The sequence below is a fragment of the Chryseobacterium sp. GP-SGM7 genome, assembly GCF_049166575.1.
Taxonomy (GTDB): Bacteria; Bacteroidota; Bacteroidia; order Flavobacteriales; family Weeksellaceae; genus Chryseobacterium.
Genome location: NZ_JBMHFF010000003.1, coordinates 314,209 through 330,971 on the forward strand (window position 1 = coordinate 314,209; position 16,763 = coordinate 330,971).

Here is a 16,763-nt window from a genome sequence, read left to right on the forward strand (position 1 = left end):
TTATCCTCCTTGAAGATTAATAACTCTACCTGCTTCTGCTCTTGTTTTCTGCTTCTGAATTTCAGCCTCAGACTGATCTGAAGGTCCTTTAAAATGTACATAATATCCTGGATTACATCTGTAATTCAGGCCTTGACCGACAGCATAAATCGTAGTAAATATTTCGAAGTGCAAATGCGGAGCACAAGTTCCTCCTACAACCCCCGAAACTCCTGTTTTAGCAATTACAGCGCCAGATTCTACCTCATCTCCTACAGCAACCAACACTTCATTTAGGTGAGCATAAAACAAAAATACATCCTGATCTTTATCAAAAGAAGGTCCCTGAGAAATTTCTCCACGTGCAGAATGTATAAGTGCGTATTCCCGTTTATGATTTTTGAAAGCTTCTTTATCGGTGATTTTTATTGTGACAGTATTACCATATCCTCCATGCCATTGTGCTTTGTGAACAACGCCGTTTGTACAGGCAAAAACATCTTCTCCTAACTCTGCAAAAAGATCGAGACCTTGATGAGTGCCTCCATTTCTTGTACTTCCAAAAAGTCCCCAGTTCTCACCGATACTGTCAATACCGCCACCGCCACTTTGCATATATAAAGTCGACATCGGATTCGCAACAGGTTCGTGCCATCCTGCAGATTCTTCACCGCTACATTCACTTACTTTGAAAGTAATGACTGTTTTCTGCAAATTCTGCCATCGGCTTTCTCGCGTAGGTGTTCTACTGTTGACAATATCTACAATAGCATCGAAATTCGGTCGCTCAACACCTTTATTGGCATGAGTTTGACAACCGTATTCTTCCCAGTATGCCATACTCGCAACGGTACCTTCATTAAGATTATTAATATTATTGGCATCGATATCAATTCCGAATTCTGGGTAATCGCTGTCTATTCTTGCATTTATTTTATCATATTTATTTTTAAATGTAATCTGAATGATTCCTCTTCCTCTGTACTTCCAGCCGTCTCCACTTGCAGCATCACCGTTTCCTTCACGGTTTGCATAAGCAATGTTAGCAATCATTTCCGGGTTTGATCTGTAACCATTCTGCGCACTTCTTCCGTATTGAAAAGCAAGATTGTTTGGTGGTCCATTTAATCTTCCAGTAGTTGTAAATCTAGAAAAATGCTCCGGAAGTTTTTCTGCAGCATAATCCAGACTTTCTCCGTTGCGAACATTGATAGATTCCCCAACTTCCTGTAATACCTGAGCAAAAAACTGAGCTTTTTGTCTGCAAGTATCAAGACCAAATTTTGTATTTGCTCCGTTGAAAGCATTCATCAGCTGAGTTTTTTTCTCTTCTGTAGCTCCTGTAAATATTTCAGAAAGCTCCTCCATGGTTAAAACTCCGCAACGAGGACATTTTTTGGCAACTTCAAAATACGAACCGTCTGCTTTTAAGAAGTTTTTGTCATGAGATTTTTCACCTTGAGCTTTTACCTGAAGATAAAGCAGTTCAGGCATTTTTTTATGCAACTTAAATGTTATGGTATCGTCTTTCTGATAATTTTTTATTTCTAAAACTTTGATAATGTCATCAACATACGCATTTTTACCATCAGCAATTTTTTCATTATTTGCATTTCCGCTTTTTGCGTATCTAAGAACAGCATCTGCAACTGTTTTTCTAGAAGCATCATCCGTAACCTTATTTTCGGCTCCGAATTTATAGATATAATCGCCGTCTTCTTTACCTTTGGAAACTTTATCTCTCCAGATTTTTAAATCATCATTAGATTTTGGTCTCAAATGAACAGGAATCTTAACCATTCCATTTTCAATCCTTCCTATAAATTCAGATTTTTCCGTTCCGGGAACTTCTCCTGAAGACGGAGTAGCCTGATTCATTTGTTCCTCCGTAATTTCTAAAATCGGTAAAACAGAATCTGCGGAGCCTTTGATTAATCCATCTTTTTCTTTGATGATAATTGTAGCCTGTTTGTCGCTTAACCCAGAACCAGCGGTTTTTGCAACCAGATATAATTTCGTGTCTAAAGGTGAATTATTAACTCTCTTAAACTCTTCTCCCAGCTTAAATGTTGGGAAAGTTACCGTTTTATCATTTTGAGTATCGGTTCCGTATTCGTTTGCAGTCAGTGCAACAACAATTGCTTCCTGAGTTGTATATTTTTTATTGGTTTTTAATGTTTCCTGTACTTTTCCTAAAATGGTTTTGGCTACATTATCTTTTTGAGCAGCCGTTGCGGTTTGGTTATTGGCTTTCTTACCTCCAAAAGTATAAATATGATTTCCATCAGCCTCACCTGTAAGTTTTGTAAATTCTTTTTTAGCAAAATAAGCATCCAATAATTCTTCTATAGAAGAATCCTGAACTACGCTTACTGTTTTTCCTTCATTAGTCTGCGGAGTTGGTGGTTGTTCAGCCTCAATTTTACCTTGAGCTTCCTGATAATCGTACAATTCTCCCGATGGATTATTGCTTTGCCCGGCAACTCCTCTTTCTTCCATTTGCGAGGCAGACTTTTCAGCAGCCGGAGAATTTTCTGCTCTTGGCTGGGTATTATTTGATGGAGTTTCTGCAGGTGTTGATTGTTGTCTTTCAGCAGGCGTTGGAGCATACAAAGGATTGTTTAATTGATAATTATCCGTTGCATGTTTTATATGCGAAAAATATTCTACTGTAACATAAAATTCCAATTGTTTTATATCTGCTTCGCCTTGCATTGCTTTCTGCATTAATGCTCTTGTCAACATAAATTCTGCAACTGCAACTCCCGTCTGATCTACTCTGGCTTCTTTAGTTTCAATTAAAAGATTTTTTGCATTATGACCTTTGCCGGCTTCATCATCTTCCCAAAGCGTAAACTTTAGTTTTTTTCCATTCAAATTGACACACTGTGCACGAGCTCTCATTTTTTCGGTAAAACTAAAAACTGTTCCCGGTGAATCATCCACATATTGCAGTTCCACTTTTTCAATTTTTGGAATTGCAGCAGGTTGCGGAGTAATTTCTATTGTTGAATCACCACTTCCTTCCGGCTCAAAGAGATAGGCTTCAAGACGATACGTATGTTTTTGTGAAACTTCGCCAAATGTAAAATTACCATCGCCGATTTTTTTAATATTCGTTGTTGTAAACCTTCCGTTAGATCTTTTTTTGAATAATTCCCAAGTTACCCCGGAAGAATTACGCTGATTTTGAGGTGTGGAAGGATACCAGTCATCAACAGAATAAGTGGTTGCTTCACCTACTTTCGGAGAAGCATTTCCTGATATTTTTGAAACTCCTTTTTTTGACATTTCAGAAAATTTAATTGTTAGTAGGCGTCGATCTCACCTTCCGCTACTCTTTCCTTAAAGTCATTCATATCCACGAGAGGATTTATATGCCTGATTACTTTTGTATCAGCATTTTTCACATTCTTTTTACTCATTTCACCACGTTGTCCGTGATCTTTAATCGTGATTTTTCCGCCTGTTGTACACTGAAGTTCTGAAACTTCTGTGACTGCTTTCTTTCCCATTATCATCACTTTTTCATAGGTTTTCTGCCACTTTCCTGCCGGAGCATAAGCACATGGTAGATAACCACCAGAACTGGGCTTTAATTTACATTTTCCAAAACTCGGACCTGAAGGACTGAACTGAAGATCGTCTTCTGTAACGGCTAAATAATCTGCGTTACCGGCAGAATCATTCCAATAATTCTTATTGTGTGTACTGACGATATGCTTGGGAAACTGATCTCCTTTGTCACACTCGCATGTTCCTTTTTGAACAACGAAGTGTTTCCCATCATGAGATGATGATTGAGTAGACATATTTGTGATATTTGGTACTCAAAGATAACAAAAAGTAGCTTAACACAAAAGAACGGAAAATTAATTTTCCGTTCTTTTTATGCATAACTCATTAATGTTTAGTATATTCTGGTTCTTCTACAGGAAGCATTGTTGGCATAAAGTATTCGTTTAACCAATAAAATTCCTGTCCGTTGTGTTTAATTTTCACTGCCGGATTATTTCTGTAAGTCAGCATTCTGTCTGCGAGTTCTTTGTAATATTTAAAGTAACTTTTTGCTTCTTCGTTGGTGATGATATTAGATTTCGTCCAGCCTTTCAGCATAAATTTAGACATTTTCTCTTCTTCAGAATTATCAAAACCGGTACTTACGCCAACTGCATAAGACATGGGTTGCTTATACAATTCCCCTTTGTCTAAAAATTTCAAAGTAGGATTATATTTTTTTAATAATTTAATATATTCTCTTACCGCCCTACCTTGTTTAAAATCTGTTCTTGCAGCACCTGTATTGGCATAAACTTCAGAATAGAAAGCTTTCAGCTGATCGTATTCTGTTTCAGAAATAAGAATCCCTTTTTCTATCCCTGCTTTGTAATCCATTAACTCTTTTGGAATATATCCTTTCGCTAAAAACGGATTTCCATAATTAATCAATTGAGCAGCAATTCCTGCAGGAACCGGGTTCGTTAACCCTGGATAAAGATATTTATATTTAAAATCAACCTCTGTCTTTCCGGCTCCAACCGTAGAATGAAAGCGTTCATTCAAAGATTTATCGATCATTTCATTATCAAAAGATACCTGAGCAATCAGACTATCGACAGATTTTACCAAAAGTCCAGGAGCTGTAATATCTCCTTTTTTAGGAAAAATCACAAATCCCTGAGCCATACTTTGCTTAGGAAAATCAAGCGAGAAGAAACCTGCATCGCCTTCGATCAGATTAAAATTATTTTTGGTTAAAACATCACTTTGCTTGATAATTTTTTGTTTTTTTAATTCAGCTACATTCTTTGCGGTGTTGGTAACAATATTTTCAGACATCAATACAAAATCATTGTAAGTATCGGAAGAACGTGCATTGGTCTGGAACATGATCAATTTTGCCTGAGCCTGAGTTAATGAACCAATAACACCGGACATATTTCCGCTTCTGTCGGCTGAAGTACCTATTGTAATGACAATATTGGTTTCATCAGGAACGTTAGAAAGTAAATTCCCGGCAGCAATTAGCCCTTCATTTAAGGGCTGGTTTCCCATATTACTCGGACAGTTCATCTCATTGGTTTTTTGCTCGATAAAACTCATCACCGTATTGTAATCATTGCTTAAAGGTGACGGAGCCACATTTTCTCCACAAGAATTGTTTTTGTAAAGCACAACCCCGTATTTGATTGATTCAAAATAATTAGGCTTTTCAAATTTTAACTGAAGATCTTGTAAAAGCGATCCTACAATGGGAATATAGGGTGTATTTGAAGCACTTATGTCTAAAACGAATACAATATTTGCTTTTTTATTTTTATCAATTATTTCTTTGTAGCGGTCAAAATTAATAGGATCTCCCAGTACGTTTTTAACAAAATTTTTGCTGTAATCTAAAACATTCGTAAAATATTTTGTTCTGGTATCCGGTTTTGCTTCTTCGGCTAAAGACAATGTTACAGGAAAAATATTTTCAAGTGGTGGTCTTTTGTTCACATCCGTCAATAAAACAGCTGTTCGTTTTTCTGCATCTGCTCCACCCGGCGCACCTTCATGAATCCCTAAAGCTGTTTCTTTAATTCCTGTTGTATTTTTCATTTTAACGGCGGAGCGCTCTCCCCACGCTGAAATTACGTTAGAACTTACCCAACCGTATAAACCTTTACTGATGCTGTCTATATCGACTGATGGTTTTTTTCCTACTAAGAAACGCTTATTATTTTCTGCCTGTTTATACACATACACCATTTGACCATTCGGAATTTTTACATTGGCCGCCTCAATAAGACTTGGCGAATTAAAAACCATAATGGAATCATTTTTATAATATTTTTCAGCACTTTTGATGACATCAGGATTGCTTGGAACTACGGCAACTTTCACCGGAAAACCTGTTTTTTCGCTTTTCAAAGAATTATTCCAGAGCAAAAGATCAGATTCTGGAATCCAGCCGTAGGTTTTTATCTGTTTTGACGATACTTTTTTCATTAAAGCATCGGGAATATATTCCGCTACTTTTACCATTCCGTCCCGATGTTTCAAAACCATTAAAGGTTCTAAAAATTTAACTTCTTTATAAGATTTTTCATCGCTTTTATCAAGATAAGCTGTGTTTCTTGATCGATCCGAGATCGCAATCCACGGAACAGATTTCTTAGGAAAACCATTTACTACGGAAGCATTATCAATCTGCCCATATTGTTGTGGCTCAGGAGTTTTTTTTGAAGGTAACTTTACCTGACAACTCGTCAACATAACAGAAATACCTATGTAATAAGCCGCTAAAGGAAATTTATTTTTCATCTTAATTTTCTTTATAAATTGGTGTGATGCCCAAAAAAAGGGCTATTTTGTTATTTGCTTTGGTTGATATCAACTTTGGTTACACAGGTCATACCGTCATCATAATTCAACTTTACCGTCTGTATCACTATATTTTTATCAAACTGAAGACCCGCACAATACAGATAAAAATTGTTTACTTTACTGTCTGCAACTTTTACGATTGTATTTTCATTGTTACACAAATAGGTTTTCAGAAGATAATTGTAGTGCATATTAAAACTGTTGCCATTGGCAATCTGCTGCAGGTGATATTTAAAATCGTTATCTTTTTTAGCATACATTTCATCAAGAGTCGGCTCTTCATCCTGCATTGAATTATATGCCGGATCGACTTTAATATGATGTTCAATTGGTTCTAAATCTTTGTCTGTATAAAGTGTAACTATATAATTTCCTGGTTTTTGATATGCATAAATCGCCAGTTTGTCTTTAGAATCTATTTTTCCTGTTTCTCCGAATCTCCATGTAAAATTGGCAGCATCAGAAAGCGCACGAAACTGTACATTTTCATATTGCATTACCTGAGTCGGAGCATCAATTCTGGTAATTACGGATGCGCTATCTTTAGATTTAGGAATTCCTCTTGCAGAAACCATAATCGGGAAAGACTTAGAATATTTGTTATCGATAATCAAGGTTACATTATAATACCCCGGCTTACTGTAAAAATGTATTCCTTTGTCTTTGTCTGAAGTTTGCCCATCGCCAAAATCCCATTTTTTGAATTTAGCAAACGGTGTTTTATCCTGAAATCTTAAAGTATCACCTGTAAAAAGCGAAGACGGGAAAACTACTCCTTCAATATCACTCTCCGAATGAATGACCTTTTTTTGCAGCCACAATGCGACGAGTGCGGCAATAAGCAGTGTGGCAATTACACCAATAATGATGTTTTTCCTGTTCTTTTGAAAATAATTCATAGTAAGTTTTTGTGATGTGTTTTGTATATTTTCTGGTGTTATCTTGGGTTTAAAGCATTATTCCGATCTCTCAGAGTTTTGCTTTTTTCTTTGTATCCTAGTTGACAGTCTTCAAACTGTTTTTCGAATGTTTTCGTCGTTTCATTCATTTTCATGATTCTTTCTTTATCGACCATATTCATTTTAAAGAATTTTCCTATTTGTGGAAAAGCCATTTTCCGGGAATCGTTGACAACAACATTCTGGAATGTATTGGCTAAATCCTGCACTGCATATTCAGCATCATTCTTTTCTACAGGCTGCTGAATTTCTACAGATAATCTGTTAACTCTCGCCGAAGCGGTATCTATTAATTTTAGACCAATTTTTTGCTGCTGATCAAACTTCACCTTCTGATCCAAAATCTGTAACGAATTGGTATCTGCTTCAGAAAACGGTGATGCAAAACCTTTTAGAAAAATAACTCCCAGAAAGAAAAGTGCCACGATAAGCATTAATATGAGGTAAAAAAACTGATAGTGTTTTTCTTTTTTTGATAACGTAACTTGTCCCTGCATAATTTCTAAACTTTAAAATATAATTACCTTCTTCGCCCTGTAAAATTTCTGGTAGGATCTATTTTCATCTTGTTATTGATCTGATTGGATTTCCCTTGACATTCCTGAACATTACGAATCGCAATCTGTTGTTTAAAAGAAACATTGAGAATTTGACTCTTCAGATTAAGCATTGGTTTAATTTTCTGCATCAAAACTGCATAATGTTTTAAGTTATGGGCACTGTCGGCTGCCATAAGCTGTTGAGCTTCACGAACATTGTCGAGAATATAAGTACGTAAATAGTTATCGTTATAAGCTTTGTCAGAATCCAACAGCTCCATTCTTGCATAAATACTGTCAACATGAATACGAAGAAGGTTATCCTTGGCCAAAAGGTCACGGTATGCACGTACTTCTTCATCAACACCGGCAAGCTGCCTGTCGTAACTCTTAAAAAAGAAGAATACACTGGTAAATGAGATCGCAGATAATATAACAAATGAAAATATAAATTTCCAAATACCTGATCTTACATCAGATCTGTTTAGTTTTTTTTCTCTGTTAGAAGACATGTTTGTAATTTGGTTTGGAATGTGAAAATACTAAAAAAAGACTTATGCACAAAATTAAATTCAATGCATACAATAACTATTTACAATTTTTTAATGTAAAGTTTAATTTCCAGATCCGAAAGATTTTCATATTTTAGTCAACAGAATTTTATTCTGTACCACCAAATCATGATAATAGAATGAGTAAACTAATTACCAATATGGTACGGTTTTCTATTGCCGACAGCGATTTTTATTTTAAAAAAATAATGATCAAGACGCTTTTGGAAAACCCTTTCAATATGCTTCTCAATGATTGCAACAACGGTCACGAGCTCATTAACCGTATTTACAGAAGGCAGGAAGATGTTTTTATCATTGAATTATTTATGCCTGTTCTCAGCGGAATTGAAGCTATAAAATTCATCCGTAAAAACAATAACGAAACACCTATTATCACCTATTCCGGGACTTATCAGGAAGATATTGCAGAAATTTTATCTAAAATACCCAACATTTATTACTGTCAAAAAAACAGCAATACCATAAAAGATATTATAAAAGGGCAGATTTCCTCAAAAGATTTTGACTTTGACGCTTACTACAAATCATGGCAACAGCAACCTCTAGCAGTTCAGGAATATATGAACCGTCAGAAAAAAAGCCAGGAAGAACTGTCTCCCACAGAGATTCAACTGATGAAATTTTGCTACGAAGGTTTCAGCAATAAAGAAATCGGAGAAAAGCTTAATCTAAGCACACGTACCATCGATACATACATTAACAGACTTACAGAAAAGCTTGGTTTAAAAACAAAACTTCACCTCATTCGGTTCTGCGTAGAAAACGGATATTACAATTCCAGCATGTAAAAATGACGTCATTTCAGCGGCACTTTATACTAAACATAAAATTCTCAGCAGTTTATGCAAAATATTTTTTGTGTGAATTCGCTACTATTCCTTTTTTTTTACTAAATTTGCACACCTAAAATTTAAAATTTACAAAGGAAATGACAAAGGCAGAATTGGTAAACACCATCTCAAATAAATTGGGGACCGAAAAGAATGAAACACAGAAAGTTGTAGAAGCTTTTATGCAGGAGATCAGAACTTCTATGTACAATGGAGACAACGTTTATCTAAGAGGTTTTGGATCTTTCATCGTAAAAACAAGAGCAGCAAAAACAGGGAGAAACATCTCTAAGAACACTGCAATCGAAATTCCTGCACACAATATTCCTGCTTTCAAGCCATCAAAATCTTTTGTGGAGAAAGTAAAAACTAAAGTTGCAGTAAAATAAAGAGAAATAAATTAATATTAACTAGTTACTAAAAATTTAACATTATGCCAAGCGGAAAGAAAAGAAAAAGACACAAGGTTGCTACACACAAAAGAAAGAAAAGAAGAAGAGCGAACAGACATAAGAAAAAATAATCTCCTTCGGGATTTTAATATATAATATAGTTGGTGATTTTTAAATTTTTTTAATGTTCACCGACTATATTTTGTTATGTAAAACAAGTAAAAATTTGAGAAAAATGATCCATCATATCCTCAAATTTCATCATCAATCTTTTTATCTTTAATTTTAAAAATGAAGAAAGAATTAATAGTTTCACACGAAGGTGATCTCACAAAGATTGCTTTACTGGAAGACGGTAGACTATGCGAACTTCATGAGGAAGAAGACAAAAATGATTTTGTAGTCGGTGATTTGTTTATAGGAAAAGTAAAAAAACTCGCTCCGAATCTTAATGCAGCATTTGTAAATATCGGTTACGATAAAGATGCTTTTCTGCATTACCAGGATCTAGGACCGCAATATCTTACGTACCGAAAATTTTTAAAAGATTCGGTTTCTAATAAACAGACAGCTTCAAGCCTGAAAAATTTTGAAATTCAGCCTGAAATTGACAAAAACGGAACCGTAGATAAGATCATCGCCAAAGATGATATCGTTTTATTACAAATTACCAAGGAGCCAATCTCCACAAAAGGACCCAGAATTTCTACTCAAATTTCTTTAACAGGACGTTTTTTGGTTTTGATACCTTTCGATAACAAAGTTTCTATATCAAAAAAAATAAGCAGTTCTGAAGAAAAAATAAGACTTCGCACATTGATTGACAGTATAAAACCGGAAGGTTTCGGCGTCATCATCAGAACAGTGGCAGAAGGAAAGAAAGTAGCTGATCTTCACAATGATATGAATCAGCTGATTCAAAAATGGGAGAATACTTTTAAAAATATTCAAAAAAATAAAGTCCCTTCTAAAGTCCTAAGTGAAGACGATAAAGCATCGTCTATTTTAAGAGATAACTTCAATCAGGATTTTGTAAACGTCTTTTGTGATGACGAGCAAATGGTAGACGAAATGAAAAATTATCTGGAAGTGATCGCACCGGAACGTAAAAATATCGTTCAGTTTTATGATTCCCATATTCCTCTTCTCGAATATTATAATGTTGAGAAACAGCTTAAACAAAGCTTCGGAAAACACGTAAATATTCCAAGTTCAAAAGGTGCTTATTTAGTGATAGAACATACAGAAGCACTGCACGTAATCGACGTCAACTCCGGAAACAATATTACCACCGGAAACACTGCCAATAAAGAACACGCACTGAATGTGAACAAAATGGCAGCTACAGAAATTGCAAGACAATTGCGTCTTCGTGATATGGGCGGAATCATTGTTGTAGATTTTATCGACATGACCAACCCTGATCACAGAAAAGATCTTTATGAACATTTCAGAACCGAAATGAGCCGGGACAAAGCCCGTCACAAGATTTTGCCACCAAGTAAATTTGGTTTGATACAAATCACAAGACAGAGAAACCGTCCGGAAAAACAGATCGACATAAAAGAAGAAAACCCCAACAAAGACGGAGAAATTATAGCTCCAATCGTCGTTGTTGAGAAAATGGAAGACACCATCAGAACCATCATGCAAAAAGGTGATAAAGGAAAACTTTACCTGCATGTACATCCTTTTGTTGAAGCTTACCTTACTAAAGGTCTTAAAAGCATTCAAATGAAATGGTTTTTGAAATATAAAAAATGGGTAACCATTATTCCTAGGGATTCTTTTAAGTATTTAGAATACAAAATCTACAATTCTAAAAAAGAAGAATTGAGCGGATATTCTAATTAAAAAAACATTTTACAGCCTCCTACTCCGGAGGCTTTTTTATTTTAATTTTTTCAATTTTTCATCATAATTTCCAATATTTAAGCTTAAATAGCAGAAAATACTGATTTTTTTAAATTAAATTTTAGGAATTATTCGTGTTAGTTTCAAGGAAATTTTTAGCAGTTCATTTGTCATTCTGGAAGAATCTAATTACCGTAAAATCTATCGTTAAGTTTTAATAAAATGAAAAAAAACTGTAAAATGATGGAATCAATTATTAATTTGGAACACTAAGTTCACTAAGATTTTAATTTAAAATATTTATGCATAAGTTTCGCAAAGCCGCTAAAGCTTATAAAAGTTTAAACATCTTTATTTTTGTGTGAGTATCAGAATTTATGGTATTTTAAATTTCTGATTAAATATTTCAAAATACTGATTGCAAAATTTAATTTTCAAAAAATAAATAATTCTCTAAGCAAATGTACAATTCCCTACTTGTTTATTAAATACACACTTAATACCACACAAAATCTTCGCTAAGTCTCTATTATAAACAACTTTAAATTTTCTAAAAAAACTAAAAATAAAAAATATTCACTAATACATGATTTAAAAACCATCAAATTATAGTTTTTACAATAAAATGCTCATTTTTTCAGCAAAAACATCAAATAAATGGATTATTTGGGCTAAAATGTGATATTTTTTCATTATATTTATATACTGAAAACTAAACCTGATGAAGCCTAAATTAACCATCTTTGATGAACCTTTGCTGTATGCGGAAGGTTTATCAAAACTCCTAGTTCAAGACAAGATTTTTAGTTCAATTGAAATCTTTAATTCATATGATAATCTTTTTAACCATATCAAAAATGACCCTCCCGACTTTTTAATGATCAGTTCCCGTATTTTAGTTCTTACCGAAATGCATTCTTCAATCGAAAAAATTCTCACTGAAAACAAAAGCATCAAAATCATTATTATCGGAAATTCTTTTGATGTATCATCGATCAGAAAACTTTTCAACAAGGGCATTAAAAGTTATCTCGATAAAAACAGTTCTTATGCTGAGTTTCTGAAATCAATTCAGTCGTTACTTCGGAATGAGATCTACATTTGTGAATACGCAAAAGAAATGATGATCAATTACATCAGTCATGAGCAGGAAAAACAGAATTCTCACATTAAAGATCCTTTAACCAAAAGAGAAATGGAAATTTTAAAACTTATCTGCGACGGATTGAGCAGTAAAGACATCAGCGAAGGACTTTTCATCAGCATTAACACAGTGGAAACACACAGAAAAAGAATTCTTTTAAAGCTGAATGTGAAAAATTCGGTGGGTGTTGTGAAATATGCTTTGGAGAATAATATTTTCAACTAAAAATTTAATCTTTAAAACAAAAAGATCTAAACTCAAAAAGTTTAGATCTTTTTTTGCTACAAATCTTATGAAATTAGATGCAAAAGTTTACAAAATTAATAAATATTTGAACTGCTTATTTAAATTTTGATGGTGCGATCAATTATGAATCTTAATTTTAACACAAAGTGCACAAAGTTTTTTTTTTAAAATCATTTTTTTTTAAGTTTCACTTATAAAAGATTTCTATTTTTGATGTATGTCCTTTTTAGGTCATATCCATAAAATCAACAGCCTTTTTGTCATTCCGGAGGGATCTAAATTATTTTTTTTCAGTGTATTAAGATTCTTTCAGAATGACAAAATAGAGATAAAAATTAATTATTGCAAACTATGCGTATGCATAATTTTTTCAATTATTTCAAATTACAAATAAGTTTATTTAAAGTTTTACTTTGTTTCTTATTCTCACAGATTTTAATCCCATTATAAATTTAACAACCTGCGAGAAAATGTTTAGTTAATAATCTTATTCATAATCCGGCATTTCGGCATTGGTAAAAAGTGTGGTTCGAACAAAATCAATCATTGAAGTATTCAGGTCAATAACTACGACGTTTTTCTGTGAAATATTATCATTGGATGTATTCATCAAGATAATCTGCGAGTCATTTGGTGAAAATCTCGGATCAAGATCGTTGGTTCCTGTAGGTTTATCACTTTCTGTAGAAACATCCAAAATCACATTCGTTACTAAATTATAAATAAAAATTCGGGAATCGAGTTGTCTGTAATTTGAATCCTGATAGCCTGAAACATCTCTTGTGTACAATAATTTTTGTCCGTCAACAGAAAAATTCAATCCGCCTGCAGCTCCGGAACTTCCACTTAAAATATTTTTAGTAACATTTCCAAGCATATCAATGATATAAATCTTCACATTATATCCGTTAAAATTGTTGGTTTTTAAAGCGATTTTACTGTTATCATAACTCCAGTCACATTCTGTAATCAAGCTTCCATCGGGTGTTGTGTACAATAATTGCTGACCGCTTCCGTCTTTGTTGATTCTATATAATTTATCAAAACTGGAGTAAATCAAAGTGTTTCCATTGGTACTCCATGCAAAATCCATCTCATAATTATTAAAACCTGAAACCGGAATCTGCGTTACTTTAAACGGGTTTGAACCGTCCGGATTTGCCGTATAAATATGAGTTCCGCCACCTTCAGTTCTTAGAAATGCAACTAAGCCTGCATTATTGTTTTTTCGCGGTCGCCAACTGTTGTACATGGTTTGTGTAAACTGAAAATGACTTCCCTGACTGTCACTTGAAACAATCACAAGATTTCCGTTTTGTTTTTGTACGTAATGATAACGGTTTGAAGGAACTGTACTGGTTGTAAACTTGAATACAGCACTCAAAACTTCTGGGTGAATACCATCTGAAACTGCAATCTGCCAAAAATAGCTCACTCCGTATTGTAAATTATTCAGTGTATAATTTTTAGCTGTAAGATCATTCACCTCAACAACGTTGGTATTGATATTATTTTTAACAATTAATCTGTACTTTAAAACATCAGAAGTATCGGGATCAGTAGAATTCCATTTTAATTCAACTGTTAAAGGTTGATTCACCGCATTATCAATCGGGCTCAGCAATACAGGAGTTGTAGGCGGCGAGTTTAAAGAATCATCATCGCTCATTTCAAAAACTATGGTAACGGTTTGATTTTCACCCTGAATATTGACTGCCTGAAAATTGGCAACATATCCCGACAATTCAGCCTTCACAGAATAATTTCCTAATGGAATATTTTTTATTTCGAACAAACCATCTTTATCACTAAATACGGTTTGCGTACTCGGCGTTGTGATTACTTTTGCATTGGGAATAGGTTCGTTGGTTCCTTTTTTCACAACTTTACCTTTAAGAACACCAGATTGTGATTGCTCTACCAATTCTTCGTTGCACGATCCTAAAGTGAAAAGTAAAACGAAAAGGGTAAATATTTTTATAAAAGTTTTCATATGTAGTTTTTATTTTTTTAGAGGTCATATGTTATCGCCAATCTTTACCACTGTTTTTTTACAAAGTTTACTAATGGCGATTTCATCATTATTAGTTTTTATTGCCAAAATAAAAGTTAAGACCTAAACCAAATCTCAAAGCATGATCATTTCTCTTTCCGTTTTTGAGAAGATCCCAATCATCTGAAAAACCTATATCGTATTGGGAAGAAAGTCTCACTCCAAGGTTTTTAAAAGCCAGATATTCAAAACCACCTCCGAATTGTGATTTGTATTTTACATCTTCAGTGGAAAACATGGCACCGACTCCGGCATAGATAAATGGTGAGAATTTATATTTTGGTAAAAGAAAATATTCTAAATTAAATTCGGGAGATATGAAAGTGCGTCTTCGAATCCCCTGGTTTTCCAATCTATATGCTGAAGCGTTTAATTCTACATTGAAATTTTTATCGAAAAAATATTTCACGCCACCTTTTAAACCAAACTGTGCAACAGGATTTACATAATCGTTTCTCACCTGATTAACTTCAACCTGACCAAATAAAGAAAATTTTGATCTTTCTGCAGTAGCGTAAATATTTCCAATTTGTCTGTTGGTATTTTTTTGAGCTTCCAAATCATAATCGTCTACAATTTTTTGATAGTTTGCCATGTTGTCTAATGACTTGCCCCAAATATTATCTTTAATACCTTCAATAATCAGTGATTTTACCGCTTTTTCGATCGCATCTGTTACAGCCAGCTGAATCGGTTCGTTCTGCGTGAAACCAACCTCAGCTTCCATTAACCTTTCAGTATCGATATATTTAAAAAAACTTCCGTTTACACTGGTAGAAAGGATGGTTTTAGAAACGTAAACGGTTTTTAGAATTTCACCATTTAAAGTAGAAACTGCACGAAGGTAAATCGTAATTCTGTCTTGTCTGTATTGTGAAGAAGCACCGATCCCGAAATATCTTGCGCCAATTCCGCCGGTCATAACATTGCTGTCGTAAGAAATTACTCCGCCTTCCAAAAGCATCCCTGCATATAATAATGGCGGTAAATTTTGACTGTTCTTATCTGAATCTTTTAAATATTCCTGTCTTGTAGACCGAATAATCTGTCTTTCGTTGAGAAGATTGGCAATGTTTTCTCTTTCGATGGGTTTAAACCACCTGCTGTCTTCCAAAGCTTTGATAAGGATGGTGGTTGTACCTTGCGGTACTGCAGTACTCCAGTTTGCCCCGTTTTCAGAGGGTTTATATTGCCCGGTCTGATCCCGGAACTTATAAACACCAATGACAATTTTCTCTTTAGGCAATGGTAAATTTCGCAATTCTGTGGTGTGAGCAGTAATCTCACCCATCGTTGAGACCTCTTTATTAGAAGTAAAACTCATTGCGGTTCCACACGATTGTAGGGCATACAATAAGAGCATACAGAATATAATTCTGATAGTTAAAAAAAATCTCATGGTATAGTTTTTAGTTTTTTTATTTTGGAATCACAATCTCAGACTGTTCTCCCGTATTGGTATCCAAGATACTGATCATCGTTCCCTGTGCTGTTGCAGTAATCTGCAGATAAAGAGAACCAAAAAGATAGTTTCCTGGCTGTATTACCCCACTTCCAAACTGATCCTGAAAAAGTTTTGAAGAAAGCTGGCTCAAAACCTGCCGGTTAAGACTCTGAGTAAAACTATCTAAAGAACTGGAGTTACCCAACAGATTACTGATTTTGTTATCGTCAAACTGATTTTGGGCGCTTGCGGAACTTAATAACCACTGGTAATTAAAGGTGTCACCACCAAAAGCAGGATTGATGGGTTTATAGACCAATTGTTGTGACTTTATCAGGCAAGTTCCTGACAAGAAAATTAAAAAAATTGCTATGGTTTTCAT

General features: G+C 34.4%; 13 protein-coding genes. 4 read left to right on the top strand and 9 right to left on the bottom strand.

Annotated features, from left to right (window positions below):
- From ACOOWA_RS13875 to tssO (ACOOWA_RS13900), 6 genes are all read right to left on the bottom strand, one after another.
- Positions 1-3,270 (bottom strand): peptidoglycan DD-metalloendopeptidase family protein, encoded by a 3,270-nt coding sequence (locus ACOOWA_RS13875; protein ID WP_421376069.1) that lies wholly within the window; start codon positions 3,268-3,270, stop codon positions 1-3.
- A 17-nt stretch (positions 3,271-3,287) separates the two neighbouring features.
- On the bottom strand, positions 3,288-3,791 hold the full coding sequence (locus ACOOWA_RS13880) for a DUF4280 domain-containing protein (protein WP_421376071.1): 504 nt from the start codon (positions 3,789-3,791) through the stop codon (positions 3,288-3,290).
- A 91-nt stretch (positions 3,792-3,882) separates the two neighbouring features.
- Positions 3,883-6,282, bottom strand: a complete 2,400-nt coding sequence (gene tssR, locus ACOOWA_RS13885; RefSeq protein WP_421376072.1) for a type VI secretion system protein TssR domain-containing protein — start codon at positions 6,280-6,282, stop codon at positions 3,883-3,885.
- A 50-nt stretch (positions 6,283-6,332) separates the two neighbouring features.
- Complete coding sequence (locus ACOOWA_RS13890; protein ID WP_421376073.1) at positions 6,333-7,244, bottom strand: PKD domain-containing protein; 912 nt, start codon at positions 7,242-7,244, stop codon at positions 6,333-6,335.
- Positions 7,245-7,282: 38 nt separating this feature from the next.
- Positions 7,283-7,801, bottom strand: a complete 519-nt coding sequence (tssO, locus tag ACOOWA_RS13895) for a type VI secretion system TssO (RefSeq protein ID WP_421376075.1) — start codon at positions 7,799-7,801, stop codon at positions 7,283-7,285.
- A gap of 23 nt (positions 7,802-7,824) precedes the next feature.
- Complete coding sequence (tssO, locus tag ACOOWA_RS13900; RefSeq protein WP_421376076.1) at positions 7,825-8,355, bottom strand: type VI secretion system TssO; 531 nt, start codon at positions 8,353-8,355, stop codon at positions 7,825-7,827.
- 179 nt (positions 8,356-8,534) lie between these two features.
- Between tssO (ACOOWA_RS13900) and ACOOWA_RS13905 the strand changes: the two genes are divergently transcribed.
- The 4 genes from ACOOWA_RS13905 to ACOOWA_RS13920 all read left to right on the top strand — a co-directional run bounded on the left by ACOOWA_RS13905 (position 8,535) and on the right by ACOOWA_RS13920 (position 12,863).
- Positions 8,535-9,206: a LuxR C-terminal-related transcriptional regulator gene (locus ACOOWA_RS13905; RefSeq protein WP_421376077.1), complete on the top strand. Its 672-nt coding sequence runs from the start codon at positions 8,535-8,537 to the stop codon at positions 9,204-9,206.
- 140 nt (positions 9,207-9,346) lie between these two features.
- Positions 9,347-9,637: an HU family DNA-binding protein gene (locus ACOOWA_RS13910; RefSeq protein ID WP_034674127.1), complete on the top strand. Its 291-nt coding sequence runs from the start codon at positions 9,347-9,349 to the stop codon at positions 9,635-9,637.
- Positions 9,638-9,931: 294 nt separating this feature from the next.
- Positions 9,932-11,494: an Rne/Rng family ribonuclease gene (locus ACOOWA_RS13915; RefSeq protein ID WP_421376079.1), complete on the top strand. Its 1,563-nt coding sequence runs from the start codon at positions 9,932-9,934 to the stop codon at positions 11,492-11,494.
- Between the two features lie 721 nt (positions 11,495-12,215).
- On the top strand, positions 12,216-12,863 hold the full coding sequence (locus tag ACOOWA_RS13920) for a response regulator transcription factor (RefSeq protein WP_421376080.1): 648 nt from the start codon (positions 12,216-12,218) through the stop codon (positions 12,861-12,863).
- 508 nt (positions 12,864-13,371) lie between these two features.
- On the opposite strand, the gene ACOOWA_RS13925 is transcribed toward ACOOWA_RS13920, so the two are convergent.
- From ACOOWA_RS13925 to ACOOWA_RS13935, 3 genes are all read right to left on the bottom strand, one after another.
- Positions 13,372-14,877, bottom strand: a complete 1,506-nt coding sequence (locus ACOOWA_RS13925) for a carboxypeptidase-like regulatory domain-containing protein (protein WP_421376082.1) — start codon at positions 14,875-14,877, stop codon at positions 13,372-13,374.
- Positions 14,878-14,968: 91 nt separating this feature from the next.
- A complete protein-coding gene (locus ACOOWA_RS13930; protein ID WP_421376084.1) occupies positions 14,969-16,336 on the bottom strand; it encodes a CsgG/HfaB family protein in 1,368 nt (455 codons plus the stop codon).
- Positions 16,337-16,355: 19 nt separating this feature from the next.
- Complete coding sequence (locus tag ACOOWA_RS13935) at positions 16,356-16,763, bottom strand: curli assembly protein CsgF (RefSeq protein WP_421376085.1); 408 nt, start codon at positions 16,761-16,763, stop codon at positions 16,356-16,358.